The organism is Algibacter marinivivus (genome assembly GCF_003143755.1).
GTDB lineage: Bacteria > Bacteroidota > Bacteroidia > Flavobacteriales > Flavobacteriaceae > Algibacter_B > Algibacter_B marinivivus.
Map to the genome: position 1 here is coordinate 184,271 of NZ_QFRI01000001.1, position 13,340 is coordinate 197,610.

The 13,340-nt window shown below is 29.9% G+C and carries 11 protein-coding genes and 1 riboswitch; of the genes, 7 read left to right on the plus strand and 4 right to left on the minus strand.

Annotated elements, in window-relative coordinates; all coding sequences use genetic code 11:
* Window positions 1-157: 157 nt before the first annotated feature.
* Together DIS18_RS00905 and DIS18_RS00910 are read left to right on the plus strand one after the other, a co-directional pair.
* Entirely contained in the window at window positions 158-1,594 is a 1,437-nt protein-coding gene (locus DIS18_RS00905) for a S41 family peptidase (RefSeq protein WP_109351168.1), read from the plus strand.
* Window positions 1,595-1,605: 11 nt separating this feature from the next.
* Window positions 1,606-2,328 carry a Dph6-related ATP pyrophosphatase gene (locus tag DIS18_RS00910; RefSeq protein ID WP_109351169.1) on the plus strand — a complete coding sequence of 241 codons (723 nt, stop codon included), beginning with the start codon at window positions 1,606-1,608 and terminating at the stop codon, window positions 2,326-2,328.
* Window positions 2,329-2,404: 76 nt separating this feature from the next.
* Here the strand turns inward: DIS18_RS00910 and DIS18_RS00915 are convergent, their stop codons facing one another.
* Window positions 2,405-4,276, minus strand: a complete 1,872-nt coding sequence (locus tag DIS18_RS00915; RefSeq protein ID WP_109351170.1) for a TonB-dependent receptor plug domain-containing protein — start codon at window positions 4,274-4,276, stop codon at window positions 2,405-2,407.
* A 67-nt stretch (window positions 4,277-4,343) separates the two neighbouring features.
* Window positions 4,344-4,551: riboswitch (cobalamin riboswitch) on the minus strand.
* Between the two features lie 72 nt (window positions 4,552-4,623).
* Here DIS18_RS00915 and DIS18_RS00920 point away from each other — a divergent pair.
* The 5 genes from DIS18_RS00920 (at window position 4,624) to DIS18_RS00940 (ending at window position 9,536) form a co-directional block, all read left to right on the plus strand.
* Window positions 4,624-5,769 carry an ABC transporter substrate-binding protein gene (locus tag DIS18_RS00920; RefSeq protein ID WP_109351171.1) on the plus strand — a complete coding sequence of 382 codons (1,146 nt, stop codon included), beginning with the start codon at window positions 4,624-4,626 and terminating at the stop codon, window positions 5,767-5,769.
* A gap of 1 nt (window position 5,770) precedes the next feature.
* Window positions 5,771-6,802, plus strand: coding sequence for a FecCD family ABC transporter permease (locus DIS18_RS00925; RefSeq protein ID WP_109351172.1), 1,032 nt, complete (start codon window positions 5,771-5,773; stop codon window positions 6,800-6,802).
* Window positions 6,802-7,596 (plus strand): ABC transporter ATP-binding protein, encoded by a 795-nt coding sequence (locus DIS18_RS00930; protein ID WP_109351173.1) that lies wholly within the window; start codon window positions 6,802-6,804, stop codon window positions 7,594-7,596. The genes DIS18_RS00925 and DIS18_RS00930 overlap by 1 nt, the downstream gene beginning before the upstream one ends.
* Window positions 7,597-7,667: 71 nt before the next feature.
* Window positions 7,668-8,987, plus strand: a complete 1,320-nt coding sequence (locus DIS18_RS00935; RefSeq protein WP_109351174.1) for a DNA recombination protein RmuC — start codon at window positions 7,668-7,670, stop codon at window positions 8,985-8,987.
* 9 nt (window positions 8,988-8,996) lie between these two features.
* Window positions 8,997-9,536 carry an acyl-CoA thioesterase gene (locus tag DIS18_RS00940; protein WP_109351175.1) on the plus strand — a complete coding sequence of 180 codons (540 nt, stop codon included), beginning with the start codon at window positions 8,997-8,999 and terminating at the stop codon, window positions 9,534-9,536.
* Window positions 9,537-9,547: 11 nt separating this feature from the next.
* Here the strand turns inward: DIS18_RS00940 and DIS18_RS00945 are convergent, their stop codons facing one another.
* From DIS18_RS00945 to DIS18_RS00955, 3 genes are read right to left on the minus strand one after another with little or no spacing between them, the layout of a single operon-like run.
* Window positions 9,548-11,839, minus strand: a complete 2,292-nt coding sequence (locus DIS18_RS00945) for a TonB-dependent receptor plug domain-containing protein (RefSeq protein WP_109351176.1) — start codon at window positions 11,837-11,839, stop codon at window positions 9,548-9,550.
* Complete coding sequence (locus DIS18_RS00950; protein WP_109351177.1) at window positions 11,823-12,734, minus strand: FecR family protein; 912 nt, start codon at window positions 12,732-12,734, stop codon at window positions 11,823-11,825. The genes DIS18_RS00945 and DIS18_RS00950 overlap by 17 nt, the downstream gene beginning before the upstream one ends.
* Before the next feature lie 35 nt (window positions 12,735-12,769).
* Window positions 12,770-13,294, minus strand: coding sequence for an RNA polymerase sigma factor (locus tag DIS18_RS00955; protein ID WP_245925551.1), 525 nt, complete (start codon window positions 13,292-13,294; stop codon window positions 12,770-12,772).
* Window positions 13,295-13,340 lie beyond the last annotated feature (46 nt).

Below are 13,340 nucleotides of genomic sequence, written 5' to 3' on the forward strand. Positions count from 1 at the left end.
CAGTTAAATATCAGCAAATCACTTTCAATAAAGCTAATTTGCAAAAACCTAAGCTTACATTCAACGAAATTTCAAGCGTTTATTTTTTATTACACAATAATGTAAGTAAATTTAGGGTTTTACAGACTACTTGTATAAAATTGCTAAAAATTGATAAATGAGAAAGTTAAACGTTCTAGTACTAATAATTACTACCCTATTTTTAACTAGTTGCTTTGAAGACAATGATGATATTGGTGTTACAGCAAGCGAAATAAATGATTTTGTATGGAAAGGCATGAATTTTATATACCTATACAAAGATGATGTTTCAGATTTATCTGATGATCGTTTTTCAAATAATGCCGAATATGCTTCTTACTTAAATAGCTTTTCTACTCCAACAGATTTATTTGAAACCTTGCGTTTTGAACCACAAAGCATTGATCGATTTAGTAGAATTTTTGAAAACTACATTGCTTTAGAGCAAGCTTTACAAGGTAATTTCATTACCAATGGTATGGAATACAGCATTTTTTTATCTCCAAATAGCACTACTAATGGTATCGGAGTTATACGTTTAGTTTTACCTGGTAGTCCAGCAGATATTGCGGGTTTAAAAAGAGGAGATATCTTTTATCGTATTGATAACAATATACTCACTAATGATAATATAAATGAATTATTAAATCAAGATACTTACACATTAAATCTTGGAGTTTATAATGATAAAGACACAATAGATACTACTGACGATACCATAGACCCTATTAATATGGATGTATCTTTAAGTAAAGTTCAATATTCTGAAAACCCAGTTTTTAAAACCGAGGTTTTTAATGTAGGAGGAGAAAATGTTGGCTATTTAATGTACAATGGATTTAATCGCAATTCTGAAACCATATTAAATCCTGTATTTGGTGAATTCAAATCTAATAATGTACAACATTTAGTATTAGATTTAAGGTACAATCCAGGAGGCTCTGTAAGCACAACAGCTTTTCTAGCTAGTATGATAACTGGACAGTTTACTGGACAGACTTTTGAAAAACTTATTTACAATAGCACTTTACAAAGTAACAATACAGATTTTAATTTTACTGATAAATTAGATAATGGAAGTACAATTAATAGTTTAGGCCTAAGTAAAATATATGTGCTAACTACTGAACGATCTGCTTCTGCTAGCGAAGGACTAATAAATGGTTTATCACCATATATTGAAGTTATACAAATAGGAACCAATACAACAGGAAAAACACAAGCATCCAGAATAGTTTATGATTCAGGTGCCCCTAACTTTTCAAGAGAAGGCGCCAATCCAAGCCATACATACGCAATGCTACCTTTAATTGCTAATGGAATTAATAAAAATGATGAAGCTGTTCCTGGTTCTGGTATACCACCTACATTTGGTTTTGAATATCAAGAAGCGCCACTTAATTATGGTATTTTGGGTAATGAAAATGAACCTATGCTAGCATTAGCTCTTGCAGATATTGAAAATTCAAGTAGTAAAGTTTCTAACATCAAATCAAAATCGGCTCAATCATTTAAATTGATTTTAGATAGTGATGAATTTAACCCATTAGAAGGCGGGATGATTATTGATTAGAAAATATTCTTTTGAAAAAAATCAAAACCTACTTTAACTGGAGTTCTGGTAAAGATTCTGCACTAGCATTATATCATTTATTACAAAATGAAAACTATGCTGTAGAAGAATTAGTCACGACAGTTAATTCGCATTACAACCGTGTGTCTATGCACGGGCTGCGACAAGAACTTTTAATTGCGCAAACTAATGCAATTGGTATTACAGCAAGTTTAATTGAACTTCCAGAAATGCCCAGTATGGCAGTTTATGAACAAAAAATGTCTGAAACTGTTTCAAGATTAAAACAGGACGAATTTACACATTCAGCTTTTGGCGATATTTTTCTTGAAGATTTAAGAGATTATAGAGACAAGCAATTAACAAAACAAAGTTTATCATCAGTTTATCCCCTATGGAAACGAAATACTAAAGAACTTTTGAATGAATTTTTAGATTTAGGCTTTAAAACCATAATTGTATGCGCCAATTCTAAATATTTTGATGAGAATTTTGTGGGGACAGTAATTGATAAAAACTTTATTAATAATTTACCTAAAGGCGTTGATCCTTGTGGCGAAAATGGAGAATTTCATACTTTTTGTTTCGATGGACCTATTTTTAAAAACCCAATTGATTTTCAAATTGGAGAAAAAGTATATCGTGAATATGATACACCTAAAACTGATGATTCTGTTTGCAGAAGTGATTCAGAAAAATATGGGGTTTGGTATTGCGATTTAATACCAAAATAAAAAGACCTGTCAATTTAAAATCAACAAGTCTTAATATATTTATAATGAATACATCTAACTCAGACGCAATGCTTTTCTATAAATTCAAATTCAATCCTAAACTTACGTTTCTACCTCTAGAAGTATAGCCTAATATCTCTAAATAATCTTCATTTAATAGATTAGTAATATTAGCAAAAAGCTTCACTTTATTCTTAATCAATTTATGACTAAAATATAGGTCAATTAGAGAATAAGAATCCAACTCTTCATTTGTAAATGTTGAGAAATTAGTATCTGTTCTACTTCCTACAAACTGGTAATTTAATGACGCAAAAGTGCTTTTACAAAAGTCATAACCCAAACTAGCGTTAGCTTTATGTTTTGGAACTCGTAAACGCACTCCGTCCTTAACTTCAGTAAAGGTATAGTTAGTAGAAATTGATAAATTTTTAACCAAATCAACTTGAGCTTCAATTTCAAAACCATGTACTTTAGCATCAGTAGTCGCATTTTCATAAGCACTACCAAAAATAATTGTATTCTCTTCATTTCTATTAAAATACAATCCGCTTACTCGAAATCCTTTTTTGGTATTGTACTCTAAACCACCTTCAATAGTTTGATTCTCCTCAGGTTCTAAATCTGGATTAGCTCCAAAAAAACCAAACAATTGAGATAAATTAGGTGCTATAAATGATGTTGCATAAGATCCAAATACTTTAGCATACCCTTCATTAACAGATATACTATAAGAAGGATTAAAATTATACACAAAGTGAGAGCCATACTCACTATGATTATTTAACCTAGCTCCAGCATTCAAATTCAACCCAAAATCAGAAACATAAACTACATTTAAATACGGATCAGTATTTGTAAAACTTTCTTCATCAGCAAATAAACTTTTATAATCCCCATAATTTAAACCAATAATGGTATAAAATGTATTATTAAAATTATATTTATTAAATGCATCAATAACATAACTATCCGCTTCGTTAATTGAACCAAAATCAGAAATAGTTTCTCTATCAATCTTAGTGTAAGCTGCATTTATTTGAAAACTACCATTATTGTAAGTCAACTTAGGTGAAATACCAACTCTTTTTTGTTTAGAAATAAACGCATCAGGTGTATCTGAAAATGTGAAATTTGGTGGAGGAAATCCATCAATATCAGTTTTAAACTTGTCTAAACTAGCATAGGCAATAATCTCAAAATTATTTGAGAACATATAACCTAATTTTAAATTAGTATTATATCTTGAAAATGGATCTTTCTCAGCATTTTCAGACTTAGCAGCAGACAATCCATCTACAAATGTGTTACCAAAACTTGCTAAATATGTAAACTTATTTAAAGTTCCGTTAATAGACACATTGTTAGTAAAACTTGAGCCATTATAGTTCAAATCATCTTGAGTTTGATTTGTACCAATAACAGTTAAAAAACTTCCTGAAATTTCATCTTTGGAAGCTTTTTTAGTAGAAATATTAATAACCGCAGTAGCTGCAGCATTTCCATATAAAGTACTTGCTGCGCCTTTAATAATTTCAATAGATTCAATAGTATTTAAATCCATTAATCTTAAATCAAATTCATTAGAAACTAATGATGGATCATTAATTTGAACACCATCTACAAGTACCAAAACTTGTCTGTTATTACCTCCACGAACAAAGCTAGAGATGTTCTGTCCAGCAACACTTCTACTACCGTTAACCTCAATACCACTTTTAGTATTAATTAGTTCAGTAATACTTCTACCTTGGTTTCTTTCAATTTCTTGTTTTGAAATTTTAATTACAGTCTTACCAGAATTTTCACGTTTTAATTTAAATCGTGAATCTGAAACAACAACTTCTTCTAGTTGTTCTACTTTTGTTGAATCTGCTTGTTTTTCTTGTGCAAAACCAACCATTGAGAATCCTAAACATAGGAGTCCAAAAACATTTGTTTTTTTCATTTTAATGAATAATTACTCGAGAATCGCATGGATTATCATACGCAAACTTTTATCCCGAAAGTTTAACTTATTTGTTTTGAAAATGGCAGGTCTCCTGACTTGCGTCTTCATGTTGGTCTTCCCATTGCATTAGCAACAGTGACTTGAAGTTTAACATGAAGCATTATAGCTTACAGTTGCGGGAACAGTTCTGGAATTGACAATTATTGGGTCTCACCAGATTCCCTTTTAATCCGATTAGAAAACTAAACAGAACCAAATTTCGCTGCAAATGTAAACATTCCTCTTAATGTTTACTTAAAAACTCTAAATAATATTACTTTTGATAAGGATAAAAAAACTAAACCTTGAAAAAACTCAGCTTTGTTTTAATATTGTTTTTATTACTTGCTTGTAAAAAAGAAAAAGGCATAAATAGAAAGACTCCTGCCTCAACAGTAAAAAATATAGCATTAAAATATGCTAAGGGTTTTACTGTAACAGAAAATGATAACTACAAAGTTTTAGAAATAAATAAGCCTTGGCCAAAAGCAGAGAAAAAATTAAAGTACGTATTAATAGATAAAGAAAATGCCTCAAAAACTTCTTTTATGAAAGATGCTTATGATGGTATAATTATCACCCCTATAAAAAAAATAGTGGTAACCTCTACCACACATATACCAGCTCTTGAATTACTTAATGTTGAACAGACTTTATTGGGATTTCCTGGAACAGATTATATTTCTTCTGAAAAAGTAAGGCAACAAATCGATAATGGAAATATCAGAGAACTGGGAAAAAACGAAGGACTTAATACTGAAGTTTTATTAGAATTAAACCCTGATGTGGTTGTTGGCTTTGGAATTGATGGTGGTAATCGCTCTTTAGAAACGATTAAAAAATCAGGAATTCCTGTGATTTTTAATGGTGATTGGGTAGAGAATTCTCCATTAGCAAAAGCAGAGTGGATTAAGTTGTTCGGTATTTTATATAATAAAGAAAAAGAAACGGATTCTATATTTAATAAGATTGAAAAAGACTATTTAGATGCAAAAATACTTGCTCAAAACATAAAAACGAAACCTACAATTTTAAGTGGAGCGATGCATAGCGATATTTGGTATTTACCCAATGGTACAAGTACAGAAGCACAACTTTTAAAAGATGCCAATGTAAACTATCTTTGGAGTAACACTGAAGGATCTGGAAGTTTAAAATTAAATTTTGAATCGGTTTTTGTGAAAGCTCAAAATGCAGATATTTGGTTAAGTCCTTCTAATTATTCAAGTTTAGTAGCTTTAAGAAATGGCAATGAAAATCATGCTTCTTTCAAGGCATTTCAAAATAAAAATGTTTATACTTTTAGTAATACCAAAGGAACAACTGGAGGTGTTTTATACTATGAATTAGGAATGAGTAGACCCGATTTAGTGCTAAAAGATTTGATAAAAATTTGTCATCCAGAACTATTAGAAAACTATAAACCTTTTTTCTTTAAACCATTAGAATAGTTTGGTAGATAAAAAAACATATCAGTTTTCATTCATCATAATCTTTGTTATTTTAATAGCATGTTTTTTTATAAATATTAGTTTGGGTTCTGTTTCAATTCCTTTAAAAGATATCTTCAATAGCTTAATAGGGTATCCTACAGAACAAGAAGCATGGCAAAAAATTATTCAAAATTATAGATTACCAAAAGCATTAACTGCAATTATAGTTGGTTCTGGCTTAGGTATTTCTGGTTTGTTAATGCAAACACTTTTTAGAAACCCACTAGCTGGTCCTTTTGTTTTAGGAATAAGCTCTGGAGCTAGTTTAGGAGTTGCACTAGTAATATTAGGCTCTGGACTATTTGGTGGTGTTTTGGCTTCACTATTTATATCAAAATGGGGAATAGTAATTGCTGCAAGTTTGGGGAGTTTTTTAGTTTTATTGGCAGTTTTAGCAGTGTCGATAAAAGTGCGAGATACTATGGCTATTCTAATTATTGGACTCATGTTTGCAAGTATAACTGCTGCTATTGTTAGCGTACTTTCTTATTTTGGTTCTGCTGAACAATTACAACAATATATTTTCTGGGGTTTTGGAAGTTTAGGTAATCTATCTTGGGAAGATTTAACCATTCTATTGATAATTTATCAACTAGGGATTTTACTAAGTATTTTTTCAATCAAATCGTTAAACACTTTATTATTGGGCGAAAACTATGCTAAAAGTTTAGGTTTAAACATAAAACAAAGTAGACTAATAATAATAATTGCCACCAGTTTGCTAGCAGGTACCATAACCGCTTTTACTGGACCAATAGCGTTTATAGGTTTAGCCATTCCTCATATTACAAGACAAGTATTTAACACATCAAATCACAAAGTATTATTGCCAGCAGTATTTTTATTTGGAGCTATTGTGATGCTCATTTGCGATAGTATCGCTCAATTACCAAGCAGTGATTATACATTACCAATAAATGCCATAACTGCTTTAGTCGGTGCTCCAGTTGTAATTTGGTTATTAGTTAGAAAACGAAAAATGATATTTTAATGGCCAAAGTGAAAAAAAATATCATCCTTAAAACCCAAGACCTAGATATTGGGTATACTTCAAAAAAAGAAAATACTGTTATTGCCTCTAACATCAATATTAAATTAGAAAGCGGAAAACTTATTGGACTCATTGGAGCCAATGGCATCGGAAAATCAACGCTTCTAAGAACGCTAACCAATGTTCAAAGTCCTTTAAATGGTGATATTCAAATCAACGGTAAAAACATTTCAGAATATAATCCATTAGATTTAGCCAAAGTAATGAGTTTAGTATTAACAGAACAAGTAGCTTCAAAAAACTTATCTGTTTTTGAATTGGTGGCATTGGGCAGACAACCATACACAAATTGGGTAGGTAATTTATCTGAAAGTGACATTCAAAGCATTGAAAAAGCAATAGAACAAACCAATATTACATCTTTAAAACACAAAAAATGTTTTGAACTTAGTGATGGTCAGTTGCAAAAAGTAATGATTGCTCGTGCCCTAGCCCAAGATACTGATTTAATTATTCTAGATGAACCAACTACACATCTAGATATGTATCATAAAACATATATTCTAAAACTACTACAACGGTTAGCAAAAGAGACTAATAAGACTATTTTATTTTCATCTCATGAAATAGATTTGGCAATTCAATTATGTGACAACCTAATAGTAATGACAGATAATGAAGTTGTTTCAGATGTACCATGTAATTTAATTTCAAAAGGAACATTTGAAACTTTATTTCCTAAAGATTTAATTTCATTTGATGAAACCACAGGAAGTTTTAGGGTGAAAAAATAATTTCAAAAAGTAGCTTCAATTCCAAAAAATATAAACCTAAAAAATTATCTTTGGTTTTATTCTATTTATAAATGAACGACAGTTTAATCATTATTCTTATTTCCTTAATTTTTGCTGCAATTGGCTTTTTCTTAGGTAGCTACTTTTCTAAACTTAAAACGAAAAGTGAACAAAGCACACTTGAAGAACGTCAAAATCAAATGAGTTTAACCATTGGTGAATTGAAACAGAATCTTGCAAAAATTGAAAATGAACGTGAAGAAATTCGTCGTGAAAAAGAATTTTTAAACACAGAATTAACTCGAAAAAATTCTGAATACGAAAACCTTCAAGAACTGAACCTTAAACGAGATAAAGAACTTGAAGAGCGTCAAGAGCAACTTCGTAAAGATTTTGAACTTTTAGCCACTAAAATTCTAGATGAAAAATCTGAAAAATTCACACTTCAAAATAAAGAAAACATAAAAAACATTTTAAATCCGCTTCAAGAAAAAATAAAAACATTTGAAGAAAAAGTTGATTTAACGCAAAAGGAAAGCATCAGTATGCATTCCGCTTTAAAAGAGCAGTTACTGGGTTTAAAAGACCTCAATCAACAAATGACTAAAGAAGCAACCAATTTAACTAGAGCTTTAAAAGGCGATAGTAAAATGCAAGGAAATTGGGGCGAATTGGTTTTAGAACGTGTTTTAGAAAAATCAGGATTAGAAAAAGATAGAGAGTATTTTATACAACAAAGTTTTACTAGAGACGATGGTTCTCGTGTTTTGCCTGATGTGGTTCTAAATCTTCCTGATGGAAAAAAAATGATTATAGATTCGAAGGTTTCATTAACAGACTATGAACGTTTGGTAAATGCAGATGATGACGACAAACTTCAGTTTTTAAAAGCACATACAAATTCTATAAAAAAGCATGTTGACCAACTTTCTGAAAAAAATTATCAAGACTTATATGATATTGAATCTCCGGATTTTGTACTCATGTTTATACCCATAGAGCCAGCTTTTGCTGTAGTTGTAAATGAAGACAATACTATTTACAACAAAGCTTTCGAAAAAAACATAGTAATTGTTACACCTTCTACCCTTTTAGCTACGCTACGAACTATTGATAGCATGTGGAACAACGAAAAGCAACAACGAAATGCCATTGAAATTGCTAGACAAGCAGGAGCACTTTATGATAAGTTTGAAGGATTAGTTACAGATTTAACAGGTGTTGGCAAAAAGATTGATGCTGCAAAAAACGATTATTCTTCTGCAATGAATAAGTTAGTTGATGGTAGAGGAAACCTCATTACAAGTGTTGAAAAACTTAAAAAAATGGGTGCTAAAGCAAAAAAATCACTACCTGAAGCTATTATAAAACGTGCTCAAGAAGACGAATAATTTAATAACATGTATAAACACGCCAAAGAATCTCAAGTATCTATAACCGAATTAATGCTTCCATCTCACTCTAATTTTAGTGGAAAAATTCATGGTGGGCATATCCTAAATTTGATGGATCAAATTGCGTTTGCTTGTGCTTCAAAACATTCAAATCATTATTGTGTAACTGCCTCTGTAAACAAAGTAGATTTTTTAAATCCTATTGATGTTGGAGAACTGGTTACGCTTAAAGCTTCAATAAATTATACTGGGAGAACCTCAATGGTTGTTGGGCTTCGTGTAGAATCTGAAAACATTCAAACTGGAAAAGTTAAACATTGTAATTCATCATACTTCACTATGGTAGCCAAAGACGAAAATGGTAAAAATGCAAAAATACCAGGTTTGATTTTAGACTCTGAACAAAGTGTGAGACGTTTTGCAAGAAGTATTGCTAGACAAGAACAAACAAGAAAACGCTCGTCTACATTCAATGCTTCTGAATTTAAAATAGAAGAGCATATTGATTTTATTAAATCTCAAAATGCTAAAATTGAATTGAAATAATATTTTTCAACCTAGAAATACACTCTCATTACAAGATTTGGATAAAACCCTAAGGATGTTTGTAAGGTTTCATCTAAACTTCCATTATTAACTCTATAAAAGTTATTAATCTCGTTTTTATTATTAAAAAGATTCCAAATAGAAGCTCCAATATCTGCTCTGGTTTTCATACTCATTCTAAAGTTATATAAAGCAGAAATATCCACTTTAAAATAATCCTTCAGTTCACTACTATTACTAGGTTCAAAATTAATTTCATTGTTAACAATTTCATTTCCTGATATTGGAAATGTTGTTGGATTGCCAGAAAACCAGTTAATACCTGTTGAAATTTTGAAGTTTTTATTTGTATAGGTAGTTCCTAAAGTCATTGCATGCCTAATATTATAATTACTTGGGAATTCTTTTTCTGGTAAGGACCTAAACTCATAATCACTATTTAAATAAGCATAGCTTAACCAAGTATTAAAATTATCTATTTGTTTTCTTAGAATAAAATCTACACCACTAGATTTATAATCACCTATAGATTTAACAAATTCATATTGATTTTGAAATCCTTGACTTTGAGAAGTTATGCCGTTAACGCGTTTGTGATAAATGTCTGCACTTAATTGCCATCCCTTTTTTCTGTAATTAATTCCTAACGAAATTTGTTTACTTTTTATAACAGGAATAGTTTCATCATCTGTTAATTGCCACCTTCGTTTTTCAACACCTAAAAAATCATTTTGAAAATTTATAACCTGAGACGTATTTTGGTGTTTCATTTCGCCTAAAACCTCAACACTAAAATGGTCAAGAAACTTATGTGCAAAGCTTAAACGAGGTTCCCAAATTTGCTTTTTAAATTTACTAATATAATTAAACCTTAATCCAGCTGACAAACTCGTTTTATTATTTAAAGATTTATAATTAAACTGAGAAAAAAGACCGTGTGTTCTTAATACTTGAGATACCAACGACCTAAAGATTGGTGTATCAACATCATCTAAATTAGTAACTTCAGTTTCAACAAAATGATAACCACTAAGCAAACTAAATTTTTCGTTTGGTCTGTAATTGGTTTTTAATTTAAAGCTTGTTTCAGAAACAATATTTTCTTGTAAAAAACGTTGAGAATCTTCAATATTTACATTTACAGCTCTTAATTTATAATCGGTTTCATAAACTTCAAATGATGTTTGCCAAGTATCACTCCAAGTTTTATCATAATGCACAGCTCCAGCAATACTGTTTTGAGTGACATTACTTCTTCTTGACTCTTCTACACTATTTTCGTTGAATACCAATTCATTAGCTACGTTTATAAAGTTAACTCGCAATTCATCGGTATCATTCACTTTGTATATCCATCTAAAAGAAGCGTCATAAAAATCGAATTTTTTATCAGAATTCATAACTGTACTCATTGAATTCTCAACTTCTGTATCTTCAGAAATTTTATCAAAAAAATTATCATATGCTGGTGTTTGTATAAAATCACTTATTGACTTTCTTAAAGCGATTTGAATAGACGATTTTTGATTTATAGGTACATCTAAAAAACCATTAGCATCAATAAAATTAACACCAATATTACCTTTAAAATCAGAATTAAGTTGGTTAGTGGTATTCATTAAAATAGAGCCAGAAACGCCATCCGTATAACTTACATCTGAACCGTTTTTTAACAAAGAAACATTTTGAGTTATTTGTGGATTGTACATAGAAATAAGTCCAAAAAAATGACCAGATTGATACATTTTAATACCATCCCATAAGATTAAATTTTGGTCATGACTTCCACCTCTTATACTAATATTTGATACATTTTCATTTATACTTTGTATTCCTGGAAATGCCTGGATAGACTGTAATACATCTGCTTCAATTAACCCAGGAAGCATCGTGAATTTTGAAAAATCAATTTTAAACGAACCATTATTTAACTTACTTATTCCCTTAATAATATAACTAGGAACTATAACTTCTGGCAATAATTGTAATTCCTCTTTTAATAAAGAATTAGTTGATGCATTTACCAAAACTAAGTTGTTACTAATTATAGTGTAATCTAAACCTGTAGATTCTTTTAAATATTCTAAAACTTTTGTAAACGTAAAATCTGTTGAGGGTGGTACTATTTTATAATCTTCAACTGTATCTTTCGCATAATTAAATTGATATCCATACTTATTTTGAATAGTGTTTAAAATGGAAATTAACGACAGCTTTTCACTTTTCTCTTGAGCATTTATAAGCAAAGAGAAAGAAAGAAAAAATAAAGCAAATAAAAAGTAATGGTTAGTCCTTATTTTCATGGATTACAACGTCGTTCGATGTACTAACTTTATAAGTTAAACCCATTGGTTTTGTAATAGAAATGAGGGCTTCTTCTAAATTGTTATGATTAAAACCGCCAGTGAACTTTCGACTATAATTAACATCTTTAAGTGTAATACTAACATTATATTGTCGCTCTAACTCGTCTACTACAACTTTAAAAGGAACCTCATTAAAACTACTGATGCCTTTAATCCAATGTGGTGTTTTAAAAACAGTTTTGTCTTCAATAAAGATACCATTTAAAATTTGAAAAGTATCTCCTGCTCGCAACGTTCTTTTGGTTGAACTAGAAACCACGTTAACAACACCTTCAAAACATTTAACTTCAAAGTAATCTTGTCGTTGTTTAACATTAAACTCAGTACCAACTACAGTTACTATTCCTGTTTTAGTAACCACATTAAACGTACTACCTTTTTCTACAATAAAATAAGCTTCACCATTAAGTTTAACTTCTCTTTTTTGTTGCCAATCATCTTTATTAAAAGTTATTTGAGAAAGCGCATTCAAAGTAACTTTTGAATGATCAGGTAATTCTAAACTTGATTTTTGATTTGCAAGTGTTTCAAATGTAGTAACCGCATTATTAAACGCATAAAAATAAATACCAAAACCTATAACAATAGCCGCTGCTATTTGAATTAAAGGCTTAAACCAGTTTAGTTTTTTAATAGGTATTTTATTAGATTCATATTCCTGTTTAAATGTTTCAAAATCTTTACTATTTGAGAAATTTGATGCTTTAAAATGCTGTGCTGCATCCAGGATATCAGTATTTAACTTGTAATCATCAAGTTGCTCAAAAGCATCTTTTTCAGCATTTGTCAACTCGTCATTAAGCCATTTTTTTATTAAATATTCTTTATCCATTTAGTATATAACAACTGAAACTTTAAAACTCCTGATTATTTTATATTAAAATTTTCTAACACTTCTTTAAGTTTACTAAAAGCTGAGTAAATTCGGTATTCAACAACTTTTTTTGTAACCCCTAATTGTTCAGCTATTTCTGCATGCTTTTTTCCTTCAACCTTATTTAATAAAAAGGCAACCCGTTGGTCTTCATTTAAGCTAGCTAAAGCCTTTTTATAGCTTTCCAGAAATTCAGATTCTTCAAAAAGAAACTCTGGAGTTTCATTAGTATGCGTTTTCTGAGATTTTTTCTGGTAATTCAAAACAACTTTTTGATGTTTAATATCATTAAGAACCAAATTGTTTGCAACTGTAAATAAAAATGATTTTGCCTTAGCCAAAGTTACTGACTTACAATTATCCCAAAGCTTTATAAAAGCTTCTTGAGCCTTATCATCAGGATTAATTTGCGAGCCGTATTTGTAATAAAGAAAGTCATGTAAATCTTTTGAGTATTTATTATAAATACCTTCAAAAATTTGAGTTTGGCAAATGTTGTGAATAGTCTCTTTCTGCAAGTTTGCTTTTTTATTTTTAAAGATATATAAATATTTTTTAAAAATA